This is a genomic window from Pandoraea horticolens (genome assembly GCF_902459555.1).
In the GTDB taxonomy this organism is placed as follows: domain Bacteria; phylum Pseudomonadota; class Gammaproteobacteria; order Burkholderiales; family Burkholderiaceae; genus Pandoraea; species Pandoraea horticolens.
The window spans coordinates 83,087-108,039 of record NZ_CABPSM010000004.1 but is presented as its reverse complement, the minus strand read 5'-3'; the positions used below and the strand labels follow the sequence as shown (position 1 = coordinate 108,039).

General features: G+C 62.2%; 23 protein-coding genes. 11 read left to right on the top strand and 12 right to left on the bottom strand.

What is annotated here, in order from left to right; all coding sequences use genetic code 11:
* The first annotated feature begins 93 nt into the window (after positions 1–93).
* From dusB to purH, 3 genes are read left to right on the top strand one after another with little or no spacing between them, the layout of a single operon-like run.
* On the top strand, positions 94–1,122 hold the full coding sequence (dusB, locus tag PHO31112_RS08965; RefSeq protein WP_174995632.1) for a tRNA dihydrouridine synthase DusB: 1,029 nt from the start codon (positions 94–96) through the stop codon (positions 1,120–1,122).
* Positions 1,119–1,352 carry a Fis family transcriptional regulator gene (locus tag PHO31112_RS08960; protein WP_010803993.1) on the top strand — a complete coding sequence of 78 codons (234 nt, stop codon included), beginning with the start codon at positions 1,119–1,121 and terminating at the stop codon, positions 1,350–1,352. The genes dusB and PHO31112_RS08960 overlap by 4 nt, the downstream gene beginning before the upstream one ends.
* Before the next feature lie 59 nt (positions 1,353–1,411).
* On the top strand, positions 1,412–2,977 hold the full coding sequence (gene purH / locus PHO31112_RS08955; protein WP_150620200.1) for a bifunctional phosphoribosylaminoimidazolecarboxamide formyltransferase/IMP cyclohydrolase: 1,566 nt from the start codon (positions 1,412–1,414) through the stop codon (positions 2,975–2,977).
* Between the two features lie 168 nt (positions 2,978–3,145).
* Here purH and PHO31112_RS08950 read toward each other — a convergent pair whose 3' ends face one another.
* The 7 genes from PHO31112_RS08950 to PHO31112_RS08920 form a co-directional block, all read right to left on the bottom strand.
* Positions 3,146–3,760 (bottom strand): HutD/Ves family protein, encoded by a 615-nt coding sequence (locus PHO31112_RS08950; RefSeq protein WP_150620199.1) that lies wholly within the window; start codon positions 3,758–3,760, stop codon positions 3,146–3,148.
* 21 nt (positions 3,761–3,781) lie between these two features.
* Positions 3,782–5,050, bottom strand: coding sequence for a glutamate-5-semialdehyde dehydrogenase (locus PHO31112_RS08945; protein WP_150620198.1), 1,269 nt, complete (start codon positions 5,048–5,050; stop codon positions 3,782–3,784).
* A gap of 95 nt (positions 5,051–5,145) precedes the next feature.
* Positions 5,146–6,225: a DNA polymerase III subunit delta gene (holA, locus tag PHO31112_RS08940; protein ID WP_150620197.1), complete on the bottom strand. Its 1,080-nt coding sequence runs from the start codon at positions 6,223–6,225 to the stop codon at positions 5,146–5,148.
* Between the two features lie 11 nt (positions 6,226–6,236).
* Positions 6,237–6,752 carry an LPS-assembly lipoprotein LptE gene (locus PHO31112_RS08935; protein ID WP_174995630.1) on the bottom strand — a complete coding sequence of 172 codons (516 nt, stop codon included), beginning with the start codon at positions 6,750–6,752 and terminating at the stop codon, positions 6,237–6,239.
* A gap of 95 nt (positions 6,753–6,847) precedes the next feature.
* Positions 6,848–9,442, bottom strand: coding sequence for a leucine--tRNA ligase (leuS, locus tag PHO31112_RS08930; RefSeq protein ID WP_150620195.1), 2,595 nt, complete (start codon positions 9,440–9,442; stop codon positions 6,848–6,850).
* A 305-nt stretch (positions 9,443–9,747) separates the two neighbouring features.
* Entirely contained in the window at positions 9,748–10,545 is a 798-nt protein-coding gene (dapB, locus tag PHO31112_RS08925; protein WP_150620371.1) for a 4-hydroxy-tetrahydrodipicolinate reductase, read from the bottom strand.
* Positions 10,546–10,573: 28 nt separating this feature from the next.
* On the bottom strand, positions 10,574–11,251 hold the full coding sequence (locus PHO31112_RS08920; protein WP_246177898.1) for an outer membrane protein assembly factor BamE: 678 nt from the start codon (positions 11,249–11,251) through the stop codon (positions 10,574–10,576).
* Between the two features lie 166 nt (positions 11,252–11,417).
* On the opposite strand from PHO31112_RS08920, the gene fur reads away from it, so the two are divergent.
* Complete coding sequence (gene fur, locus PHO31112_RS08915; RefSeq protein ID WP_150620194.1) at positions 11,418–11,849, top strand: ferric iron uptake transcriptional regulator; 432 nt, start codon at positions 11,418–11,420, stop codon at positions 11,847–11,849.
* A 297-nt stretch (positions 11,850–12,146) separates the two neighbouring features.
* Here fur and gap read toward each other — a convergent pair whose 3' ends face one another.
* Both gap and tkt read right to left on the bottom strand, forming a co-directional pair.
* Positions 12,147–13,157, bottom strand: a complete 1,011-nt coding sequence (gap, locus tag PHO31112_RS08910) for a type I glyceraldehyde-3-phosphate dehydrogenase (RefSeq protein WP_150620193.1) — start codon at positions 13,155–13,157, stop codon at positions 12,147–12,149.
* A 28-nt stretch (positions 13,158–13,185) separates the two neighbouring features.
* Entirely contained in the window at positions 13,186–15,198 is a 2,013-nt protein-coding gene (gene tkt / locus PHO31112_RS08905; protein ID WP_150620192.1) for a transketolase, read from the bottom strand.
* 197 nt (positions 15,199–15,395) lie between these two features.
* Here tkt and PHO31112_RS08900 point away from each other — a divergent pair, with 197 nt between their 5' ends.
* From PHO31112_RS08900 to PHO31112_RS08885, 4 genes are all read left to right on the top strand, one after another.
* Complete coding sequence (locus PHO31112_RS08900; RefSeq protein WP_150620191.1) at positions 15,396–16,313, top strand: spermine/spermidine synthase domain-containing protein; 918 nt, start codon at positions 15,396–15,398, stop codon at positions 16,311–16,313.
* A gap of 142 nt (positions 16,314–16,455) precedes the next feature.
* Positions 16,456–16,878 (top strand): VOC family protein, encoded by a 423-nt coding sequence (locus tag PHO31112_RS08895; protein WP_150620190.1) that lies wholly within the window; start codon positions 16,456–16,458, stop codon positions 16,876–16,878.
* A 78-nt stretch (positions 16,879–16,956) separates the two neighbouring features.
* The gene (locus PHO31112_RS08890) at positions 16,957–17,694 is read left to right on the top strand and encodes a 16S rRNA (uracil(1498)-N(3))-methyltransferase (RefSeq protein ID WP_150620189.1); all 738 of its coding nucleotides are present in this window, start codon (positions 16,957–16,959) and stop codon (positions 17,692–17,694) included.
* Positions 17,695–17,743: 49 nt separating this feature from the next.
* A complete protein-coding gene (locus PHO31112_RS08885) occupies positions 17,744–18,382 on the top strand; it encodes a YidB family protein (protein ID WP_150620188.1) in 639 nt (212 codons plus the stop codon).
* 170 nt (positions 18,383–18,552) lie between these two features.
* Here the strand turns inward: PHO31112_RS08885 and PHO31112_RS08880 are convergent, their stop codons facing one another.
* From PHO31112_RS08880 to PHO31112_RS08870, 3 genes are all read right to left on the bottom strand, one after another.
* Positions 18,553–19,059: a barstar family protein gene (locus PHO31112_RS08880; RefSeq protein WP_425495168.1), complete on the bottom strand. Its 507-nt coding sequence runs from the start codon at positions 19,057–19,059 to the stop codon at positions 18,553–18,555.
* 49 nt (positions 19,060–19,108) lie between these two features.
* Complete coding sequence (locus PHO31112_RS08875) at positions 19,109–19,504, bottom strand: guanyl-specific ribonuclease (RefSeq protein ID WP_010803972.1); 396 nt, start codon at positions 19,502–19,504, stop codon at positions 19,109–19,111.
* A gap of 294 nt (positions 19,505–19,798) precedes the next feature.
* Positions 19,799–22,102, bottom strand: a complete 2,304-nt coding sequence (locus PHO31112_RS08870; protein ID WP_150620187.1) for an NADP-dependent malic enzyme — start codon at positions 22,100–22,102, stop codon at positions 19,799–19,801.
* A gap of 489 nt (positions 22,103–22,591) precedes the next feature.
* On the opposite strand from PHO31112_RS08870, the gene thiL reads away from it, so the two are divergent.
* From thiL to PHO31112_RS08855, 3 genes are all read left to right on the top strand, one after another.
* On the top strand, positions 22,592–23,593 hold the full coding sequence (gene thiL, locus PHO31112_RS08865; RefSeq protein ID WP_150620186.1) for a thiamine-phosphate kinase: 1,002 nt from the start codon (positions 22,592–22,594) through the stop codon (positions 23,591–23,593).
* Positions 23,590–24,111 (top strand): phosphatidylglycerophosphatase A family protein, encoded by a 522-nt coding sequence (locus tag PHO31112_RS08860; protein ID WP_150620185.1) that lies wholly within the window; start codon positions 23,590–23,592, stop codon positions 24,109–24,111. Before thiL ends, PHO31112_RS08860 begins: the two co-directional genes overlap by 4 nt.
* Before the next feature lie 162 nt (positions 24,112–24,273).
* Entirely contained in the window at positions 24,274–24,777 is a 504-nt protein-coding gene (locus PHO31112_RS08855; protein ID WP_150620184.1) for a CinA family protein, read from the top strand.
* Positions 24,778–24,953 lie beyond the last annotated feature (176 nt).

Below are 24,953 nucleotides of genomic sequence, written 5' to 3'. Positions count from 1 at the left end.
GCGAGGCCCCGCGAACGATTTGCACATTTTTTAGGCGACGGGGACGAGTTTTCGCAGTAAAATACAAACTTTTTCCCGGCTTTTCCCTTCATCGTGCGTATTGGCCCCCACGAACTCCGCAATAACCTGTTTGTCGCTCCCATGGCGGGTGTGACGGACCGGCCGTTCCGCCAGTTGTGCAAACGACTCGGCGCGGGTTATGCCGTCTCGGAGATGGTGGCGTCGAACGCACAGCTCTGGAAGAGCGAGAAGACGATGCGCCGCGCGAATCACGCTGGCGAAGTCGCCCCGATCTCGGTGCAAATTGCCGGCGCCGACCCGGCCATGATGGCCGAGGCCGCCCGCTATAACGTGGAACGCGGCGCACAGATCATCGACATCAACATGGGCTGCCCGGCCAAGAAGGTCTGCAACGTTGCCGCCGGATCGGCCCTCCTGCAAAACGAACCGCTCGTCGCCCGAATCGTGTCCGCCGTCGTTGGCGCCGTGGGCGACGTGGTGCCGGTCACGCTCAAGATTCGCACGGGCTGGGACCGCGAACACAAGAATGCCCTCACGGTCGCCCGTATCGCCGAAGAGTGCGGCATCAGCATGCTGACGGTTCACGGTCGCACCCGCGCCGACCTGTATCACGGCGACGCGGAGTACGAGACCATCGCTGCCGTAAAGGCCGCCGCACGTATTCCGATCGTGGCCAACGGCGATATCGCCACGGCGCAGAAAGCGAAGCATGTGCTCGAAGTCACCGGCGCGGACGCCATCATGATCGGCCGTGCCGCACAGGGACGCCCGTGGTTGTTCCGCGATATTGAGTTGTTTCTCACGACGGGCGAGATTGCCTTACCGCCGCGCGTCGACGAGATCCAGCAGATCATGAACGAACACCTCGAAGACCATTACGAGTTTTACGGGGAGTACACCGGTGTGCGGACCGCGCGCAAGCATATCGCGTGGTATTCGCGTGGGCTGCCTGGGGCAGCTACGTTCCGCCAGCGTATGAATACGCTCGACACCACGCAGGAACAGTTGGCTGCAGTCAACGAGTTTTTCGAACAGCAGAAGGCGCACTCGGACCGTCTCTGCTATGAACAAGAATCGCCGAGGGAGCTATTAGCCGCATGAGCAAAACAAACATAGAACAATGCGTGCGCGACAGTCTGGATTCGTATTTCCGCGATCTGGATGGCGCACGGCCACACGATGTCTACGATATGGTCGTCTCGGTCGTTGAGAAGCCGCTGCTCGAGTTCGTGCTCGGCAAGGCCGACGGCAACCAGTCGCTCGCCGCCGAATATCTGGGAATCAACCGCAACACGCTGCGCAAGAAGTTGCAGCAGCACGGTCTGCTCTAACCGTTGCGCCCAGCCATTCGCCCAACTCGCCCGTTTTTGCCGCTTCACTACCGTCCGTCATGATTAAGCAAGCTCTCATTTCCGTCTCCGACAAGACCGGCATCGTCGACTTCGCCAAGTCGCTCGCTGCTCAGGGCGTGTCGATCCTCTCCACTGGCGGCACCGCCAAACTGCTGGCCGAAGCCGGCCTGAAGGTGACCGAAGTGGCCGACTACACCGGTTTTCCGGAAATGCTCGACGGGCGCGTGAAGACGCTGCATCCGAAGGTGCATGGCGGCATTCTGGCCCGACGCGATCTGCCCGAACACATGGCCGCGCTCGAGAAGCACAACATTCCGACGATCGATCTGCTTGTCGTGAATCTGTATCCGTTCGTACAGACCATCGCCCGCGATGATTGCTCGCTCGAAGACGCCATCGAGAACATCGACATTGGTGGCCCGACCATGCTGCGCTCGGCGGCGAAGAACCACCGCGATGTCACCGTGATCGTCGATCCGGCCGACTACGCCGTGGTGCTCGACGAAATGAAGGCGAACGGCAACACGGTCGGCTACGCCACGAACTTCCGTCTGGCGACCAAGGTGTTCGCCCACACGGCCCAGTACGACGGCGCGATCACGAACTACCTCACGAGCCTTGGCGAGTCGCTGCGTCACAGCGAGCGCTCCGCCTACCCGGCTACGCTGAATCTGGCGTATACGAAGGTGCAGGACATGCGTTATGGCGAGAACCCGCACCAAAGCGCCGCCTTCTACCGCGACATCGTCACGCCGGAAGGTTCGCTCGCGAACTATCGCCAGCTTCAGGGCAAGGAACTGTCGTACAACAATATTGCCGATGCCGACGCCGCCTGGGAATGCGTGAAGACGTTCGACGCCCCGGCCTGCGTCATCATCAAGCACGCAAATCCGTGTGGCGTGGCCGTGGCCGCCACGCCCGCGCAAGCCTACGCGAAGGCATTCCAGACCGATCCGACGTCGGCCTTCGGCGGCATCATCGCGTTCAACCGCGAAGTTGACGAAGCGGCTGCACAATCGGTGGTCAAGCAATTCGTGGAAGTGCTGCTCGCCCCGTCGTTCACCGACGCCGCCAAGCAAATCTTCGCAGCCAAGCAGAACGTGCGCCTGCTGGAAGTGCCGCTGGGCAACGGCGTGAATCAATACGACTTCAAGCGTGTGGGCGGCGGTCTGCTCGTTCAGTCGCCGGACGCGAAGAACGTGGCCCCGCATGAACTGCGTGTGGTGACGAAGCGTCATCCGACGCCGAAGGAAATGGAAGATCTGCTCTTCGCGTGGCGCGTGGCGAAGTACGTCAAGTCGAACGCTATCGTGTTCTGCGCTGGCGGCATGACGCTGGGCGTGGGTGCCGGCCAGATGAGCCGCGTCGACTCGGCACGTATCGCCAGCATCAAGGCGCAGAATGCGGGTCTGTCGCTGATCGGCTCGGCGGTGGCATCGGACGCGTTCTTCCCGTTCCGTGACGGCCTGGACGTGGTAGTCGACGCAGGCGCCACCTGCGTGATTCACCCGGGCGGCTCGATGCGCGACGATGAGGTCATTGCCGCTGCCGACGAACGCAACGTCGCCATGCTGATGACCGGCACGCGTCATTTCCGTCACTAAGCGCCCGGCTTCGCAACAAAAGAAGCGCGCTTTCTGAACGGCGCCCCAAAGGTTGGATGCCAATCCGATCTTTGGGGCGTTTTTCACGACGGCGTACGACACGACGCTCAAGCCGTGGCGAGTCGGGCCGTATCGAAGCGGTGGCGCGGCCCTGCACGGGCCGGGGGCTCAACGTCGCGAAAGCGTTGTCAGAAAGACTTCGGCAGGATTTGTCGCGCCGGCACGCAGATCACAGGAGGCGTCACTGCCTTCGATGCGAAGCGCATGCCCCTCCGGCACGTTCAGGGTATGGCCATCACCGAAAGTCGCCTGCACGTCCCCTTGCGCACAATACAGAAAAGCCACGGCATCGGTATTCGTCGGCAACCTCCACGTCAGCGCCTCTTCACCAATACGATGCTGTGCCAGTGTGTGCCGCCATTCGGTGCGACGCGTCATGACGTTGAAGTCGTCGATGGGCACACCTGCGATGTCCAGCACCGGCGTGCTGCTCACGCTTAGTTCGCCGCCAAAGACGTAGGGAGGGGTGCGCGTCGTGAGCGTGACATCCGGACGGCCCTCGACGTTGAGCGTGAGTGTGCCGCCCCGGACGATTGCCAGTGAGCGGTCGATGCCCGCGAACACGGAAAAAGGCCCCGGCGCCGCGATCGTCGCGGTGCTGATCCGCCAGTCGAAGCCGTCGTCGCCAGCGCGTCGCGCTACGGCCAATTCCGTTGTCACACCCTGGCCGTTCTTCCACGGCATCTTCAGAAAATCGGTCGGGCCGAGCACTTGCAGTTTCATAGGACGTAGTTGGCGACGCGATTACTGGCGGACTTCGCCGTGCCCGAACACGACGTACTTCAGACTCGTCAGGCCCTCGAGACCCACCGGCCCCCGCGCGTGCAGCTTGTCGTTCGAGATACCGATCTCCGCGCCCAGACCGAACTCGAAGCCATCGGCAAAACGCGTGCTGGCGTTGATCATCACGCTTGCCGAATCGACTTCGCGCAGGAATTGCATCGCAGCGGAGTAGTCCTCGGTGACGATGGCGTCGGTGTGATGCGAGCCGTAGCGATTGATGTGCTCGATGGCCGGCGCGAGGCCGTCGACGATCTTGATCGCCAGCACCGGTGCGAGGTATTCCGTGGACCAGTCTTCCTCGGTCGCCGCCACTGCCCCCGTCACGCCGGCATTGCCCAGCGCGGCGAGCGTGCGTTCGCAACCACGCAACTCGACCTGCTTGCTCTGGAACATGCGGGCAATGGCAGGCAACTGGCCAATGGCCTGCTGATCGACAAGCAGCGTCTCCATCGTGTTGCAAGTGCCGTAGCGGTGCGTCTTGGCATTCTCGCAAATCACCAGCGCCTTCGCCGGGTCGGCGCGGCCGTCGACGTAGACGTGGCAGATGCCATCGAGGTGCTTGATCATGGGCACGCGGGCGTCTCGCATCAGACGTGCGATCAGGCTCTTGCCACCGCGCGGCACGATCACGTCGACGTATTCGGTCATGGTGATGAGTTCGCCGACCGCAGCGCGATCGGGCGTATTCACCACCTGCACGGCGTCACCCGGCAGTCCAGTGTTCGCGAGCGCCTGTGCAATGAGCGCTGCCAGCGCAGTGTTGCTTTCAATGGCTTCCGAACCGCCGCGCAGAATGGTCGCGTTGCCCGACTTGAGGCAAAGCGCTGCGGCGTCGATGGTCACGTTGGGACGCGATTCGTAAATGATGCCGATGACGCCCAGCGGCACGCGCATCTGGCCCACCTGAATGCCGCTCGGCTGCACGCGCACGTTGCTGATCTCACCGATGGGATCGGACAGGCCGGCAATCTGGCGCAGCCCTTCGATCATCGTGCGCAGCGCCTTGTCGGACAGTGTGAGGCGGTCGATGAACGCGGCGTCCTGACCGTTGGCGCGCGCCCGCTCGAGATCGCGGCGGTTCACTTCCTGCAACATCGCGCCATCGCGTTCGATGGCATCCGCAATCGCCAGCAATGCGCGATTCTTGGCGGCAGTATCGGCACGCGCCATGGCGCGTGACGCCTCACGGGCACGCTGGCCCAGCGATTGCATGTAGGCTTTGATATCCATATCGTCGGTTCGGCAGTTCTTTGGGCGACGCGGTCGCCTTTGCATTCTGTTGGCGGCCAGTGCAGGCAGCCGGCGTTGGCAGGAATTGGGGCGCGCTAGGCGTGCACCGGACGCGGTGCGCGGGCGGAGCGCGCCGTCGGCGGTCGCTCGCCCGCGAGCAGCAGGCCGAGTTGCAGCATGCCGTCCCATGGGTCGCCGGGCAGGCCATCGGCACGCAGACCCTTGACCTGCCGATCCAGACGCGCCGCCAACTGCAGCGCCTGCGCAAGCATGGCCGGCGTGGCGCGATTCGCCGCTTGTTCCATCAGTCGCTCGCGCGGGCCCCAGACACGGTATTCGCGCAGCAACATGGCAAGCGGCTTGCCCGCTGCCATCCCACGCGTGATCTTGGCAAGTGTGCGGACCTCTTCGGTCAACGCCCACAGCACGAGCGGCGCGGCCTCGCCTTCGCCACGCAGACCGTCGAGCATGCGAACCAGCCGGGCGGCATCGCCGGCCAGTACAGCTTCGCTGAGCTTGAAGACGTCGTAGCGCGCGACATTAAGCACGGCGTCCTGCACCTGCTCGAACGCCAGCGCGCCCGACGGGTACAGCAGGCCGAGCTTCTGAATTTCCTGATGCGCCGCGAGCAGGTTGCCCTCGACGCGGTCGGCGATGAACTGCAATACGCGACGTCCCGGCTCACCGGCTTCGACGCGCTGTCCCTGCGCGGTGAGACGTTGGGCGATCCAGTCCGGCAGACGGCTCCGGTCGACCGGATCGATCTTGATCGTGACACCCACGCGATCGAGCGACGAGAACCAGTCGGACTTGGTCGCGGTAGCATCGAGCCGGGGCAGCGTGATGATGGTCAGCACGTCGCTATTGGCGGCATCGGCGTGCGCCTTGAGCGCAGCGCCCCCGTCCTTGCCCGGCTTTCCGCCGGGAATGCGCAACTCGATGAGTTTGCGGTCGCCGAACAGCGACATCGACTGCCCGGCGTTCGCAAGGGCGCCCCAATCGAAGCCGCGCTCAACGCTTAGCACGTCACGCTCGGTGAAGCCCCCCGCACGCGCCGCTGCGCGCACGCGATCCACCGCCTCCTGCACAAGCAGGCTCTCGTCGCCGTAGATCGTATAGATCGGCGAGAGGGTCTTGGCGAGATGCGCGTCGAGCGCGTCGGGACGCAGTTGCATAAGGGTAGACGTTACTCTTCCGGTTTCTTCGCCGGCATGGACTTTACCGCTTCCATGCGACGGATGATCTGAGCGACGGCGTCCTTCTGCATGTCTCGATTGAGCAGCGCAGCTTCCGCGTCGCGTGCCGTCGTTTCGCTGTCGCTATACGGCAGATTGCGGGTCAGGCGAATCGTACTCAACGGAATGATCGGCGTTCCGTCAGGTGTCACGAGCTGGAAGGTGAACGAGGTGCGCATTTCATACTCGCGCGCCTGGCCGTTTGCGTCGAGACTGATCGCCGAGCGTGACCCCGTCGCGCTTACGATTTCGAGCCGGGCATCGGCGTCCTTGGGTTCGGTCACAACGACCGTTCCCTTGCTGCCGTAGCGAATATAGCGCGAGATATCGGTCCCCATCTGACCGCCACCCGAGATGTACAGACGATGGAACGCGTACTCGCTTGCGCCACGCAACTGGAAGCCACACGCGGACAGCGTCAACGCGCAGCCCAGCAAAGCGACCCAGCCGAAAATCCTGCGCGTCACGCCGACGCCTCGTTGCCCGGATGTCATTTGCACGTGATGTGCCCTCTTGTCACCAAACGTCATCAATTCATCGACCCGCGGCAGCGGCTGCTGCCTCAGACCACTACGTTCACGAGACGGCCCGGCACGACGATGACCTTCTTCACCGGCTTGCCTTCGCCGAACTTGGCCGTCATTTCGTGTGCCAGCGCGGCTTGCTCGATGGTCTCGCGCGAAGCGTCCTTCGCCACACGCACGGCGCCGCGCACCTTGCCGGCCACTTGCAGCACGAGTTCGATTTCGTCTTGCACCAGCGCGCCTTCGTCGACTTCCGGCCACGCAGCGTCGAGCAGATCGCCGAGTTGGGCGGTATAGCCCAACTCGGCCCACAGACCGTGCGTGACGTGCGGCACCACCGGGTACAGCACGCGCAGCAGAATGCCGTAGCATTCGCGCACCGCGCCGGCGCCCGCAGCGCCCTTGTCGCTCTCGATGGCGTTGAGCATCTTCATCGCGGCCGACACCACCGTGTTGTACTGCACACGCTGATAGTCGTAGTTGGCCTGCTTGAGCACGCTATGAATCTCAAGGCGCAGCGCCTGAGCCGCCGGGTTGGCCGTCTCGATGGCGGCGTCCGTCTGACGCAGCAGCGCAGCCTGCGACTGACCGAAGCCCCAAAGACGGCGCAGGAAGCGGCTCGCACCTTCAACGCCGGCGCCCGACCACTCGAGCTGCTGCTCGGGCGGTGCGGCGAACATCACGAACAGACGCGCCGTATCGGCGCCGTACTGATCGATCAGCGATTGCGGATCGACCCCGTTGTTCTTCGACTTCGACATCTTCTCGATGCCGCCAAGCGTCACGTCCGCCCCGTCGGCCTTCGACGTCGCGCTGGTCGGACGGCCCTTGTCGTCGAATTGCACTTGCACGTCGAGCGGGTTGAACCATGTCTTCTTGCCCGAGGTGTCTTCACGATAGTACGTTTCGTTGAGCACCATGCCCTGCGTGAGCAGGTTCTGCGCCGGCTCCTTGAAGCTCACCAGCCCCAGATCGCGCATGACCTTGGTCCAGAAGCGCGAATACAACAGGTGAAGAATCGCGTGCTCGATGCCGCCGATGTACTGATCCATCGGCATCCAGTAATTGGTGCGCTCGTCGACCATCTTGTCGGCATCCGGGCAGGCGTAGCGCGAGAAGTACCACGACGAGTCCACGAACGTGTCCATCGTGTCGGTCTCGCGGCGTGCCGGCTTGCCGCATTTCGGGCAATCGCACTTGAGGAACGCTTCGGACTTGGCGAGCGGATTGCCGGTGCCGTCCGGCACGAGATCTTCGGGCAGCACAACCGGCAGATCCTTCTCGGGTACCGGCACGGCACCGCACGCGTCGCAATGAATGATCGGGATCGGCGTGCCCCAGTAGCGCTGACGCGAAATGCCCCAGTCACGCAAACGGAACGTGACCTGCTTGTCGCCCATGCCCTTCGCCTTGAGATCCGCGGCAATGGCGTCGACGGCAGCCGCGAAGCCCAGGCCGTCGTACTTGCCGCTGTTGATCAGCGTGCCATTTTCCTTGTCGCCGTACCAAGCCTGCCAGGCATCCGTCGAGTACGTCTCGCCGGCCGCCGCGACAACCTGCTTGATCGGCAGACCATACTTGCGCGCGAACGCGAAGTCGCGCTCGTCATGCGCCGGCACGCCCATCACGGCACCTTCGCCGTAACCCATCAGCACGTAGTTGCCGATCCACACTTCAACCTTGTCGCCGGTGAGCGGATGCGTGACGAAGAAGCCCGTCGGCATCCCCTTCTTTTCCATCGTGGCGATGTCGGCTTCCGCCACGCCACCCTGCTTGCATTCGGCGATGAACGCCTGCAAGTCTGGACGCTCAGCCGCCAGACGCGTGGCCAGCGGATGCTCGGCGGCAATCGCGCAGAAGGTCACGCCCATGATCGTGTCGGCACGCGTGGTGAACACGCGCAGCAACTTGCTCTCACCATCGAGTTCGTACGGGAAGCCGAAGTTCACGCCGAAACTCTTGCCGATCCAGTTCTGCTGCATCACCTTCACGCGCTCGGGCCAGCCGAGTTCGTCCAGGTCGCCGAGTAATTCGTCGGCGTATTCGGTGATACGCATGTAGTACATCGGGATTTCGCGCTTTTCAACGAGCGCACCCGAGCGCCAGCCGCGGCCGTCGATCACCTGCTCGTTGGCGAGCACGGTCTGGTCGACCGGGTCCCAGTTCACCGTTCCCGTCTTCAGATAAGCGACACCCTTCTCGAGCATCTTGAGGAACAGCCACTGATTCCAGCGGTAGTACTCCGGCTTGCAGGTGGCGACTTCGCGCGACCAATCGATCGCCAGACCCATGGCCTGCATCTGCTTCTTCATGTACGCGATGTTGTCGTACGTCCACTTGGCCGGCGGCACGCCGTTGGCCATGGCCGCATTTTCCGCCGGCATGCCAAAGGCGTCCCAGCCCATCGGCATCAGCACGTTGTAGCCGCGCATACGCATCTGACGGTACATCACGTCATTGATGGTGTAGTTGCGCACATGCCCCATATGCAACTTGCCCGACGGATACGGCAGCATCGAGACGCAATAGAATTTCTGTTTGTCCGCGCGCTCGGTGGTCTTGTAGGCATCGATCGCCTGCCAGTGAGACTGGGCGGAGGCTTCGACGTCGGCGGGAACGTATTTTTCTTGCATGATGGGTCGGCGGATAGGATTCGGCTCGGTCGGCCCCCACTGACGTGCGGCACAGATAGCGCGGCACGCAGGACTTTCAGGGCAAATCCGGGGAAAACGATAATTATAACGCCGCCGGGAGCGGATTCGGCGCGACGGCTGCGAGGGGATGCGGCCTTTAGGTCACTTTGACTCCGGAACCCGCCGATGCATCGTGCGATCTGCGGTGGAGTCCAACCCTTCCGATGACGTCAGAACTTCAGAGGCTGGCTGGCGCTTCACACGCGATGCGCCAGCCGGCTCCCTGGCCAGAAGCCGACGCTGGATCAGCGTAGGCCCAGCACGTCCTGCATGTCGAACAGGCCGGTCTTGTGTTGCGCGAGGAAGCGGGCAGCACGTAGCGCGCCCTGCGCGTACGACAGACGGCTCGACGACTTGTGGGTGATTTCGATACGCTCACCGATGCCGGCGAAGAGCACCGTGTGATCGCCGACGATATCGCCGCCGCGCACGGTGGCGAAGCCGATAGTCGACGGGTCGCGCTCGCCGGTCACGCCTTCGCGGCCATAGACGGCACATTCCTTCAGATCACGGCCCAACGCCTCGGCCACGACTTCGCCCATGCGCAACGCCGTCCCGGACGGCGCGTCGACCTTGTGGCGATGGTGGGCTTCGATGATCTCGATGTCGTAACCCGTGTTCAGGATCTTGGCGGCGACTTCGAGCAGCTTGAACGTGGCGTTCACGCCAACACTCATGTTCGGGGCGAACACGACGGCCACACGCTCGGCCCCCGCAGCCAGACGCGCCTTGTCTTCTTCCGAAAAGCCCGTGGTGCCGACGATCATCTTTACGCCGTGCTTTTCGGCGGCGGCCAGATGCGCCAGCGTACCTTCAGGGCGCGTGAAGTCGATCAGGTATTCGGCGCTGGCGAGCGCGGCGTCGAGATCGGCAGTGATTTTCACCCCCGTCTCGCGGCCCAGAAAAGCGCCGGCGTCGTGCCCCAGCGCCGGGCTGCCTTCGCGGTCGAGGGCACCGACCAGTTCGGCGTCGTCGGCCGCCAGGACGGTTTCGATCAGCATCCGGCCCATACGGCCGGAGGCGCCAGCAATCGCAATTTTCATCATCGTGATTCTTTAGACTTCCAACCGCTTACTTGGGCATCGAGAACAGACCACCACCGGAGGTCACGGGCGACGGAACAAGCCCCGTACCACCGGACGCGCCGGTACTCCCCGATGCGCTGTTGCCAGCAGCAGGCGCGGCCTGCACGGCAGGGTCGGCCGACACCGTCGAGACGCCGTTTGCCGCAGGTGCTGCGACCGGTGCAATGGCGGCAGCATCCGGCGACGGTGCAGCGGCCTCGGCGGCAGCAGCGCTTGCCGTCGACGGCGCGGGCGCTTCGGTCTTCACGGCCTTGCCCTTCTGACCGTCGATTTCCTGAACGAGCTGGTACTCGGTCGGCAAGTTTTCGCCGCCTTCCCAACGTGCCAGCGTATCGCCCTCGAAATACAGCTTCAGATGGCGCTCTTGCACCACGGAGGCATTGCCGCGCTTGAAGTAGAAGACGTAGTCCCAGCGGTTTGCGTGGAATATGTCCGTGAGCAGCGGCGTGCCCAGCAACTGGCGCACCTGATCGCGGTTCATGCCGGCCTTGAGCTGGTCATAGGCCTCTTTCGAGACGAAATTACCCTGAACGATGTTGATTCGATACGGCGTGACCACGCCGATCACTTTGTCGGTCACGCTGTCATACGTCGAGCAGCCGGCCAACGCCAGGAATGCCGCCGCAACACAGACGGAGAACGGAAGGGAGAGATAACGACGCAAATCTGACTCGCTTTCAAAAAAATCGAACTTGACTCCGGCACGCCGGGCGCGCCGCCACATCGCCCCCATTGACGGCGATTACCGTCCCGTTTGCCCCGGTTTGTACCCGGGCAAGGCAAAAAGGCATTATTATTGGGGCTGTATTGTACTCTAGGGACGTAGAGCGATGCCGAATCCCGCCGATTTGAAAAATATCGGACTGAAAGCCACGCTTCCGCGCCTGAAAATTCTGGAGATTTTCCAGAGTAGCAAGGTGCGCCATCTGACCGCTGAAGACGTCTACCGTCATCTGCTCAATGAAAATCTCGATATCGGCCTGGCCACGGTCTACCGTGTGCTGACACAATTCGAGCAAGCCGGGCTATTGTCGCGCAGCAACTTTGAATCCGGCAAGGCCGTTTTCGAACTTAACCAAGGCAATCACCACGATCACCTGGTGTGTCTTGACTGCGGCCGTGTCGAAGAGTTCTTCGACGCAGAAATCGAACGCCGCCAGAAGATGATTGCAAAGGAAAACGGCTTCGAGCTTCAGGAACACTCGCTCGCCATGTACGGGAGTTGCACAAAGGAACCGTGCCCGTACCGTCAAAAAAACTAAAAATTGACCTGTCAGAATGCCTTTCCACAGGGGCATTCTGGGATTTCCCCCGCATTCCCGCCGCTCGTTTAGCTCCACGTTACTGCGCGTCGCTGACAATAGCTCTCCGTAAAGTGCGGTTAGGCTCAGGTGTCGTGAGCACATCGCCGTATCAAAGCTTCCGCCGACTTTTCACCTGAATCGCGGAATATTGCCTGCCACTGAATCCAATACCGGACAAATCCCGAAAGCGATCGTCAATGAAAAAAGCCGCCATCTCACGACAGCGGCTTTTTTTAACACTCGCGTCGAACGCGCTTACTTCGCCGACATCAGCGCGACAGTCGTGTCGAGCATGCGGTTCGAGAAGCCCCACTCGTTGTCGTACCACGAGTTGACCTTCACCAGACGGCCCGACACCTTGGTCAGCGTGCCGTCGAAGTTCGACGAGGCCGGGTTGTGGTTGAAGTCGACCGACACCAGCGGCGCCGTGTTGTACGTAGCAATGGCCTTCAGCGGACCTTCAGCGGCTTCCTTCAGGATCGCGTTGACTTCGTCCACCGTCGTGTCGCGCTTGGCGATGAACGACAGGTCAACGATCGACACGTTGATCGTCGGGACGCGAATGGCGTAGCCGTCGAGCTTGCCGTTCAGTTCCGGCAGCACTAGGCCGACAGCCGAAGCGGCGCCCGTCTTGGTCGGGATCATGCTCATCGTGGCCGAACGCGCGCGACGCAGGTCTTCGTGATAGACGTCCGTCAGCACCTGATCGTTGGTGTAAGCGTGAACCGTCGTCATCAGGCCCGTTTCCAGACCGATCTTCTCGTGCAGCGGCTGAACCAGCGGTGCCAGGCAGTTCGTGGTGCACGAAGCGTTCGAGATGACCGTGTCGGTCGACTTGAGCACGCCGTCGTTCACACCGAACACGATGGTGGCGTCCACGTCCTTGCCGCCGGGAGCCGAGATGATGACCTTCTTCGCGCCGCCCTTCAGGTGGGCACTGGCCTTTTCCTTCGTGGTGAAGAAGCCAGTGCACTCGAGCACGACATCCACACCCAGCTCGCCCCACGGCAGTTCTGCCGGGTTACGGTTGGCCAGCACACGGATCTTGTCGCCGTTGACGACCATGAAGTCGCCGTCGACCGACACCGTGCCCGGGAACTTGCCGTGAGCCGTGTCGTATTGCGTCAGGTGAGCGTTCGTCTGCGCATTGCCGAGATCGTTGATGGCGACAATTTCGATGTCGTGCTTCTTACCGCCTTCGTAGTGGGCACGCAGTACGTTGCGGCCGATACGGCCGTAGCCGTTGATAGCGACGCGAATGGTCATGGGGGTATCTCCGTAAGGTCTAACGAAATCAGCCAAGCACAGACTTGACCGTCGCAACCACGTGGTCGACGGTCAAGCCGAAGTGTTTGAACAGCACGCCGGCCGGGGCCGACTCGCCGAAGGTATCGATGCCGACCACGCCGCCTTCCAGGCCGACGTACTTATGCCAGAACGCCGTCACGCCGGCTTCGATGGCCACACGCGGCACACCGCGCGGCAGCACGCTCTCGCGATACGCCTTGTCCTGACGGTCGAACACGTTGGTCGACGGCATGGACACGACACGCGCCGCGATCCCCTCGGCAGCCAGCACTTCGGCGCCCTTGAGGGCCAGATCCATTTCCGAGCCGGTCGCGATCAGCACGATCTGCGGATTCGCCACGTCACGCAGCACGTAGCCGCCACGGCGAATGTTGGCGATCTGCGCGTCGTCACGCGAGACGAACGGCAGGTTCTGGCGGCTGAACACGAGGCTCGACGGGCCATCGTGACGCTCCACCGCCGCCACCCACGCGACCGCCGTCTCCGTCGTATCGCACGGACGCCACAGGTCCATTTGCGGAATCAGACGCAGGCTCGAGACGTGCTCGATCGACTGGTGCGTCGGGCCATCTTCGCCCAGACCGATCGAGTCGTGCGTGAACACGAAGATCGAGCGCAGCTTCATGAGCGCCGCCATACGCAGCGCATTGCGGCTGTAATCGGAGAACGTCAGGAACGTGCCGCCGAACGGGAGGTAACCGCCGTGCAGTGCAATACCGTTCATGATGGCGCTCATGCCGAACTCGCGCACACCGTAGTTGATGTGGTTGCCGAACTGCACGCCTTCCGCGTTCGCACGCACGGCCTTGCTGGCCTTCCAGTTCGTCAGGTTCGAGCCGGTCAGGTCTGCCGAGCCGCCCAGAAATTCCGGCAGCACCGCAGCCAGACCCTCAATGGCCAGTTGCGACGCCTTGCGCGTCGCGACCGTCTCGGCCTTCTCGTTGGCCTTGGCGATCAATGCCGCAGCGGCCGACTTGAAGTCGCCCGGCAGTTCGCCCTTCATACGGCGTTCGAACTCGGCAGCTTCTGCCGGGAACTCGCTGCGATAGGCGGCAAAACGCTCGTTCCACGCGGCTTCGGCTTTCTGCCCCGCCGCCTTGGCATCCCATGCTGCATAGACTTCGGCCGGCACTTCGAACGGCGGCAGATGCCAACCCAGCGCAGCGCGCGTGGCAGCGATTTCGTCCGCGCCCAACGGTGCGCCGTGCACATCGTGACCACCCTGCTTGTTCGGTGCGCCCTTGCCGATGAGCGTCTTGCAGCAGATCAGTGTCGGACGATCCGATGTCTTGGCTTGTGCGATGGCAGCGTCCACAGCGTCGGCATTGTGCCCGTCGATGCCGCGAATCACGTTCCAGCCATAAGCTTCGAAGCGCTTGGGCGTGTCATCGGCAAACCAGTACTCGACGTCACCGTCGATCGAGATGCCGTTATCGTCGTACAGTGCGATGAGCTTGTTCAGACGCAGCGTGCCCGCGAGCGAACAGGCTTCGTGCGAGATGCCTTCCATCAGGCAGCCGTCGCCGAGGAATGCGTAAGTGTAATGATCGACGATGTCGTTGCCCGGGCGGTTGAATTCCTTGGCAAGCAGCGCCTCGGCGAGCGCAAAGCCCACGGCGTTGGTGATGCCCTGCCCCAGCGGGCCGGTAGTCGTCTCGACACCCGGCGTGACGCCCACTTCAGGGTGACCCGGGGTCTTGCTGTGAAGTTGACGGAAGTGCTTGAGCTCTTCAATCGGCAGATCGTAACCCGTCAGATGCAGCAGCGAATAGATGAGCATCGAACCGTGGCCGTTCGACAGGATGAAGCGGTCGCGATCGAACCAGTGCGGATTGACGGGGTTATGTTTGAGATGACGGCCCCAGAGAGCAACGGCGATATCGGCCATGCCCATCGGCGCGCCAGGGTGACCGGAGTTGGCCTGTTGGACCGCATCCATGGAAAGGACGCGAATGGCAGAGGCCATCAGTGCAGCCGTAGCAGAAGAGGAGTTCGTCATGGTGACCAGCCGAAAGAGCGGGCGTGCCCCGTTGCCGCAAGCTGCCGCGCGAAATTCAAATGCAGGAAAAGACCAAGATTTTACCAGATACGGCACTTGCCCGGGTCGTTCGTGGCGAACTTCCCCAACCGGCGGGAACGTGGAATCATGCGAGAAAGTGACGTGATCGCCACAAATTAGAGGAAGTTCCCCTACCAATGCCCGCCAAACGTGACGTCCCCGAACATGAATCCGGCATCGCGCCCCCCCTTTACACGGCACCTCTCGGGCGGTGGGCCGGTTATTCGTTCGCTGCGCACCCGGTATTCGCCACCACGACGGCTCACCAACACATCGAGATCCTGGATTTACCGGCATTCGGCGCGCTCGGACGCGCTTATCGGCTCGATGGCCGGTTCATGGCCTCGCTCGCCGATGCGCATATCTGCCACGAATGCATGGTGCACCCGCTGATGCTTGCGCACGGCAGTGTCGAGCGCGTGCTGATACTCGGTGGCGGTGACGGCGGCTCGGCACGCGAGGCGTTGCGCCATGCGAGTGTGCGTGAGGTCGTCGTTGCCGAACTCGATGCTCAGGTTCCCGCAACGATCCTTCGGTACATGCCGGCGCTGGCCGACGGTGCGTTTGACGATCCACGCACGACACTCGTCATCGGCGACGCCCGGCATCTCGTGGATGCCGCGCTCGCACATGGCGAACGATTCGATGCCGTGATTTTCGATCTGACGGAAGCCGACGGCGAAGCGGCGACGCTACACGACGCGGCGTTCTTCGCCAAAATCCGCGCGTTACTCGGACCTCGCGGCGGGATCGCCCTGCAACTGGGCGTCCCCTGGTTCGAGGCCGATCCGGTGCGACATATGCTCACCGCCCTGCGCTCGGTGTTCGCCTGCGTCCAGCCCATAACAACGTATGTGCCGCTGTACGGCACGCAATGGGCGCTCGTGTTCGCCAGCGATTCCCTGGATGTGCGCACAAGCGTCCCGGACGCCCTGCCAGACGCGTTGCAACCCCTGCGTCACTATTCGCCCTCGCGGCACGCCGCGCTGTTCGACATCCCGCCGGAACTGGCGGACGTACTTGGCAGTTCACCGGATCACTCGGCAACAAGATGACACACTGCGGGTGAAGCGAACACGCGTTCCTTGTATATTGAGGGCTAGTCACGACCGTCGGCCCCGCCCGTTCCTCCCCCCATTTTCAGGATTCGGGACGCGCGCCCATCGCCCCCGCCGGCGGACTTACCGGAGCACCGTCATGTCCGATCCCCGCCCGCCTCACGTACCGTGGTTGACGCCTTATCTGACCGTACGCGATGCCAGAGCGGCCGCAACGTTCTATGCCCAGGCGTTTGGTTTCACGATGCATGACATGGTGGACGACGACGGTGCGGTCATGCATGTCGAAATGTTCTATCAGGGCCAACTGATCCTGATGTTTGCTCCCGAAGGTGCGTTTGCCAGCACGGCACGCACGCCGCGCACCTCAGGCGTGGAAGCGCCGCAGAGCTTCTACGTGTATACGGAAGACGTCGATGCGCTATACGCCCGCGCCATTGCCGCCGGAGCAAAAGGGCTGATGCCACCCAGCGACCAATTCTGGGGCGATCGCTTCTGCCAGTTGGAAGACCCGGACGGGTATCGCTGGGGCTTCGCTCGCCCTGTCGCACCTCGCGGCTGAACGCTCGCTTCGATCGCATTGGGGTATGCTTCTGTCCCCATCGCCCCGCCTCGCAGCCTTCCTTCACCTTTCGCCCGTATGCCTCGTTTTTTCATTGATGCGCCGCTGCACGCCGGCGCGCTGCTCGACCTTCCCGACACCGTGGTTCGTCACGTTCAGGTATTGCGTCTGAAGACGGGTGACAGACTCACGCTATTCAACGGCACGGGCGGCGAGTATCCGGCCGTACTCACGACGCTGGAAAAACGGCACGCCACGGCGCAGCTCGCGGAGCACGATACGCGGGAAACGGAGACGCCGTATCGCGTCACGCTGGCGCAAGGCATCGCCGGCGGCGACAAAATGGACTGGCTGATCGAAAAGGCCATCGAACTCGGTGTGACGGACATCCAGCCGCTCGCCACCGAACGCTCGGTGATCCGCCTCGATGCAGAGCGCGCCGCAAAACGGATAGCGCATTGGCAAGCCCTGGCGCAAGCTGCTTGCGAGCAGTGCGGACGAAACCGCGTGCCGCGCATCCTACCGATCCGCCCGATCGGAACCTGGTTGTGCGAGCAGGACACGAGGACGTGCTATGGATGGCGTGTGCTATTGTCACCTAGAGCAGACAGCGGTTTCGATTCGCTGCCGCGTGAAGCGCCGCCTGAACCAGGCGTGTTGCTCTTCGGCCCAGAAGGTGGACTGACACCTCAGGAAGAAGCGCTCGCGCGGGAGGCCGGTTTTGCGGCAATTCGTCTTGGAGAACGTATCTTACGGACGGAAACAGCCGGCATTGCGGTGCTTGCCGCTTTGGCCGCGCGCTGGGGCGGTTGGTAAGCATAGATGACTCGATCAACGGCTTCTCAAGCCTAAGGAGCAAATCCTCATGGGTATCCTCGATTCCATTCTCGGCGACGTGTCCGGCAATCAGGCCGGTGGCGGTAGCGGCGGCGGCAATACCAAGATGTTGCTGCTGATGGGCTTGCTGGCGATGATCGCCAGCCGCTCCGGTAACGCGCAAGGTCAAGGCGCTCAGGGCGGCGACCTGCTCGGCTCGCTAGGCGGCGCACTCGGCGGGATGCTGGGCGGTGGTGCCGCAGCGGGCGGTGGCGGCGGTCTCGGCGGCCTGCTGGGCGGCTTGCTGGGCGGTGCGCAGACACCGCAGCCCACGGGCTCTGGCGCCCAGGCGACCTCCCCCGGTGATTTGGTTGGCGCGCTTGGCGGTCTGGGCGGCCTGACGCAGATGCTGGAAACCGGCGGGCTCGGCGACGCCATGCGTTCGTGGGTCGGTACCGGAAGCAACCAGCCCGTCTCGGCCGATCAGGTCACGCAAGCGCTTGGGCCCGGCGGTCGCCTGCAACAACTGGCCGATACCGCTGGCATCAGCCAGGACGACGCCGCACAGCAGTTGTCCTCGCTTCTACCGGAGGTTGTCAATCAACTCGCGCCGAACGGCGACCTGCCGCAAGGCCAGTTGGATCTGGCAAGTCTCGCGCAGAAATTCCTTGGCGGTCATACCGGCTGAGGTAGCACCGAAGTGTCGGATGGTCGGCACCCGGCCAGAAATGAAAAAAGGTCCGCATTACGGACCTTTTTTCTCGCCTTCGCTATGACACAAAATCACATCGCGGCACGCATCTGTCTACGTCAGGCAGCGAATTCGCGAGAATTCACTGCCGATGAAACCAGTAGCGATCAGGCAAATGAGTAGAAAACACGGAAGCTGACACGACGCTCCGACCAGAATTCAGCGGCATCACGGAAGACGTCGAGCAGTGTTTCCCGGCCATCCTTATCGAACTTCGTCACCACCGGCAATCCCTCAAGCACCACCACGAAGCCCGGTTGCGGGCCAGAGTGGCTCACAAGATCGGTGAGACAGTCGTGCAACGCATCGTAGTTCTTCCCGAAATGCTTGGGGAACAGAAACGATGTGGCAATCGTCTCCAGCACCTCGGCCTTGCTCTGCGCCTGAGAACAATTGGCGTATAGGAAGTGCTGCCCGAGTCGCTCGGCCTCTGCGGCCAGTTCCGGCACGCGGAATGCACGGATCGACTGCACGATATTCGGCCTGACGGTCTTGAAAAGACTCATATCTCCCTCTTCCGATAAGGTATGGCGGCGGCCGGCCCGCGCTACAGCATGCAGGCCCAGCACCTGCTTGAACAAGTTGCCCTCGCCCGCACCGAATGGATCTGCCATAAGATCTTTCCCGCGTTCCTGTGCGAAAACCGGCTCACTCATACTGCTGTCATTCCCTTATGCGTCTAAAGCTGTTGTAGTGATCTTGCGTGTAGTAACACGGATCCACTGTGCGTTGGTCGCCGCCGCAGATGATGCGCCTAGCACCTCTATTACGGGCACCGGGAGTCGGCACCGTATATTCATGGTAATAGCCGCGTGGCATTTTGGGCAGACGCTTTTCGTAGTTCCCGAACACAATGCCATCTTTGGCATAGGGGAACGGCCCGCCCTGAGCAATCAGCGTCAGCGTGCGCTGCGCTTCACGAGGCAACTCAGCAACGGATACCGCTGCCGTTTGATCCGTGACGTATGGCGCGGTTTCGCGCGCCACGGTATTGCCCGCCAGAAAAACACTACCAGCCGCCGTCAGCGCCACGATGCCCCGATGAAGCCAACGTGCCATTGTCATAGCTAGCCTGTCGCCCGACGCCGTTTTGCGCTGCGGACTCGTTCTGGTGGGTGAAGCCGTAAGGTTATCGCTATTGCTCCCGAGAATCAATGTCGGCTTACATTTTGCAACCAAACTAGTCAACAAATTCATGAAAACATAAGGGGTTTCATGATAGTAAGCACCCACATGAATATTTTCGCTGGGTAAAATGCGTCGCAAAAATGACAAAACGCCGCCCCGAATAGGTGCGGCGTTTGTCGTCAACGTGTGGCGAACAGCGCCAATCTGCCCTGTACCCTCGCCAGATCAGCGCGATTCTTGCTGCGCTGCCGCATCGGCCACCACGAGCGCAGCCATGTTGATGATGCGGCGTACCGTAGCGGACTCGGTCAGGATATGCACCGGCTTCGCCGCACCTAGCAGGATCGGGCCGATCGCGACGTTATTGCCGGCTGCCGTCTTGAGCAGGTTGTAGGCAATGTTCGCAGCATCGATGTTCGGCATGACAAGCAGGTTGGCGGCGCCGGTAAGCGTCGAGTCCGGCATGATGCGCGCGCGGAGTTCGGGGTCGAGCGCACAATCACCGTGCATTTCCCCGTCAACTTCCAGTTCTGGCGCACGCTCTTGCAGAATTGCCAGTGTTTCGCGCATCTTGCGTGCGCAATTGGCATCGCTCGTACCGAAGTTCGAGTGCGAGAGCAACGCCACCTTCGGCTGGATGCCGAAACGGCGAATCTCGTCAGCCGCCATCAACGTGATCTCGGCCAGTTCCTCGGCGCTCGGGTCCTGATTGATGTGTGTGTCGACCAGGAAAATCTGGCGATTCGGCAGAATCAGTGCGTTCATCGCAGCGTACACGTGGCCACCCGCGCGCTTACCAATCACGCGATCGATGAAGTGCAGGTGACGGCCCGGCGTCGACACCGTGCCGCAGATCAGGCCATCGGCCTCGCCCTTGCGCACCAGCATGGCGGCAATCAGCGTCGTGCGGCGGCGCATTTCAACGCGTGCATACGACGCCGTCACGCCCTTGCGATTGGTCAACTGATGATACGTCTCCCAGTAATCGCGATAGCGCTCGTCGTGGTCCGGATTGACGACGGTGAAATCGACACCCGGCGTCAGGCGCAGGCCATATTGCTCGATGCGATGTTCGATCACGGCCGGGCGGCCCACCAGAATCGGCGTCGCCACGCGCTCGTCCACGAGTACCTGCACGGCACGCAGCACACGCTCTTCTTCGCCCTCGGCAAACGCAATGCGCTTCTTGTTGGCGGGCACACTACGCGCCACCGAGAACAGCGGCTTCATCAGACTGCCGCTGTGGTACACAAACTGCTGCAACGACTGCGAGTAAGCATCCACATCCGCGAGCGGGCGCGTGGCGACACCTGCGGCCATCGCCGCTTCGGCCACAGCGGTGGCGACCTTGACCAGCAAACGCGGATCGAATGGCTTCGGAATCAAGTATTCCGGGCCGAACGACAGGTTCTTGATACCGTAAGCCGACGCCACGATATCGCTCTGCTCCTGACGCGCCAACTCCGCCAGCGCGTTCACGGCGGCGATTTCCATCGAGCGCGTGATCGTAGTCGCGCCAACATCGATGGCGCCGCGGAAGATGAACGGGAAACACAGGACGTTGTTGACCTGATTCGGGTAGTCGGTGCGACCGGTTGCCATCACGCAATCCGGGCGCACTTCCTTCGCGAGTTCCGGCGTGATTTCCGGGTTCGGATTGGCCAGCGCGAAGATCAGCGGCTGATCGGCCATCGTCTTGACCATTTCCGGCTTAAGCACGCCGGCGGCCGACAGGCCGAGGAACACGTCTGCGCCGCCGATCACCTCGGCAAGGCTGCGAGCATCGGTCTTTTGCGAGAAACGGATCTTTTCCGGATCCATCAGTTCAGTACGGCCCTCGTACACCACGCCCGCCAGGTCCGTCACCCAGACGTTCTCGATAGGCAGGCCCATGTCGACGAGCAGGTCCAGGCATGCGAGTGCGGCGGCGCCCGCGCCGGACGTGACCACCTTCACCGACGTCAGTTCCTTGCCGACCACCTTCAGGCCGTTGATGAGTGCTGCGGCAACCACGATGGCCGTGCCATGCTGATCGTCGTGAAAGACCGGGATCTTCATGCGCTCGCGAAGCTTGCGCTCCACGATGAAACACTCAGGCGCCTTGATGTCTTCAAGATTGATCGCGCCGAAAGTCGGCTCCAGTGCCGCGATGATGTCGACGAGCTTCTCGGGGTCCTTCTCGTCGATCTCGATATCGAACACGTCGATGTTGGCGAACTTCTTGAACAGCACGCCCTTGCCTTCCATCACCGGCTTCGATGCCAGCGGACCGATGTCGCCCAGACCGAGCACCGCGGTGCCGTTCGAGATGACGCCGACCAGATTGCCGCGCGCCGTATAACGCGATGCGTTGAGCGGATCGACAACGATTTCCTCACACGCGGCCGCGACGCCCGGCGAGTACGCCAGCGCGAGATCGCGTTGGTTGAGCAACTGCTTGGTCGGCGCGATGGCGATTTTGCCGGGAGTGGGGAATTCGTGATACTCGAGCGCAGCTTCGCGCAGTTTCGGATCGATCGGCGTGGGCATGAGGAAAGGCTCTTGGACGAGCAGAATGAGTCAAATTTTCACTGCGAATTGTAGCCCCATTTATTCACGCAATTTATGCAAAAAACGGATAAGGGCCGCGCCTGCGTTACTGTATGTCTCCGACGATAGTGGCCAGAAATCCATGCGAGATCAACGCTGCATTGCACCATCACCTGCATTTTCAGACGAAGGATGAAGGTCGACTCAGGTGTTATCCGAGAGGATCATGAGAGATAGGCTGAATTCATGACGCGTCCCGTTTGTCCGCTTGGGAAAGCGGAAGCAGCCTCTTAGAATATAGGGGTTCGCACTGTGCATTTCGGGTGCCCATTTCACCCATTCACCCATTCCGCCCTTTACACCCTTTACACCTCTACACTTTTACTCACTCACTGCCCGCCGCCTGACGCCTCACGTTGCCACGCAGCCGCGCTGCGCTGCAATGCAACGCATCCCGCCAAGGCGCTGGCAACGGTTGTACCGGTGCCCATGACCACGACAATCCCGTCACCTTCGCCGCTGTCCGAGTTCTCGCTGATCGACCGCTTCTTCGCCCGTGCAACGCGCCAGGGTGAGCATGTGACGCTCGGCATCGGGGACGACTGCGCCCTGCTGCGCCCGCCGGCAGGCGAGCAACTCGCGATTTCGACCGACATGCTCGTCGAGGGCCGCCATTTCTTCGCGGACGCCGATCCGCGCGCGCTTGGCCACAAAACACTCGCCGTCAACCTGTCGGATCTGGCGGCAATGGGCGCACGCCCCATGGGATTCACGCTGGCCCTTGCCCTGCCCGACAGCGATCCCGCGTGGCTCGCACCATTTGCGCAAGGCCTCTCGGCGCTGGCCGACCGCTACGCGTGCCCGCTGGTTGGCGGCGACACCACACGTGGTCCGCGCAATCTCTGCGTGACGGTGTTCGGCAGCGTGCCGGGCCCCCAGGCGCTGCGGCGCGATGCCGCCCGGCCCGGCGACGACATTTGGGTCTCCGGCACCCTCGGCGATGCCCGGCTCGCGCTCGGGGCATTGCGCGGCGAATGGTCGCTTCACCCAGACGATCTCGCGCTCGCGCGTCGCGCGATGGACTGGCCCGAGCCTCAGATCGCACTCGGGTTGGCGCTGCGAGGTGTGGCACGCGCTGCGCTAGACGTCTCGGACGGATTGCTCGGCGACCTCGGCCATATTCTTGAGCGCTCGAATATGAGTGCACAGGTGAACGTCGACGACCTGCCACGCTCGGCCCTGCTGGCATCGCAAACCCGCGAGATTCAACGCCTTTGCACGCTCGCAGGTGGCGACGACTATCAATTGTGCTTTTGCGCCGACAGCGCTCAACGGCCTCGAATCGCGGCGATCGGCGACGAACTTGGCATACGTCTCACGCGTATCGGTACAATAGCGTTTCCCGACGCGCGCCGAACGATGCTGCATCTTCACGACAAGACTGGCGCGGCCGTCGCTGCCGATTACAAAAGTTTCGACCATTTCCAATGAGCACTGATCAAACGGCCGCCGTCAACCCGGGCAGTGGCCCGCGCCGGCCGACCTCGCGTTTCCTGCTGTCGCACCCCGCGCACCTGTTTTCGCTTGGTTTCGGCACAGGCCTGTCGTCATTCGCGCCAGGCACCGTGGGAACACTGTTCGGGTGGGCGTCGTATCTGGTGCTCAATCTGTATCTGACGGTCACCGGCTGGGGCGTGTTGATCGCCGCGTCTCTCATCGGCGGCGTCTGGATCTGCGGCTTTACGGCACGCAAGCTCGGCATACAGGACCCGAGTGCGGTTGTCTGGGACGAGATCGTCGCGTTCTGGATCGTGTTGCTGTTCGTTACCCCGGCAAGCTTCGGTGGCCAACTGGTGGCGTTCGTCCTGTTCCGTTTCTTCGATGCCGTCAAACCGCCGCCCATCAGTTATTTCGATCGCACGGTGAAGGGCGGCCTCGGTATCATGCTGGACGATCTCGTCGCCGCGTTCTGCACGCTGCTCGTGATTGCGTTGTGGCGCTCGATCTGACCGGCCTTGCCACTGCGGCATGACGGCGGCATGACAACATGCATGACTGCCGTATTTCTGCGGCGGCGTCGCGCTGAGACAGCACCACAAAGGGTGTCCCGCAAATGCCTTGCCCGTGCCCGTTGCGTATTCGTTGCATAGACTTTTTGAAGGCGTCGTCCCGTGGTCTCCGAACAAAATCTTCTCGCTCAACTGTCGGTGAAAGTCGGCAACCGTCTGCGTGACGAACGCCTGATGCTAACAACGGCCGAGTCGTGCACCGGTGGCCTCGTCGCCGCTGCAATCACCGACATTTCCGGCAGCAGCAACTGGTTCGAGCGCGGCTTCGTCACCTACTCGAATCAAGCCAAGTCCGAGATGATCGGTGTTCCGGCCGAACTGATCGATAAGCACGGTGCCGTGAGCGAACCCGTGGCGCGCGCCATGGCCGAAGGTGCGCTGCTCAATAGCCGTGCGCAGATCTCGCTGTCGATCACTGGCGTCGCCGGTCCTGGCGGCGGCACACCCTATAAGCCCGTGGGCATGGTGTGCTTCGCGTGGAGCAACCGTGTCACGACACTCGTCGAGACGAAGCATTTCAAGGGCGATCGCACGCAGGTGCGCAGTCAGGCCGCGCAACACGCGCTGCGTGGCGTCATCGAGTTGCTCGACAAAGCCGAAGCGTAACTGCCGGGGCTCGTCCCCCACGTCACGCCAAACGCGAAACGGCGAGCGCAAGACGACAAGAACGCTGCCATCCGGAATCATAAAAAAACAGCGCCTGCGATTCACTCGCAAGGCGCTGTTTTTTCCGGGTCGTCATCCCCGATAGCGCGGCGGCAAAACCTGACGCGGCAGCCGCT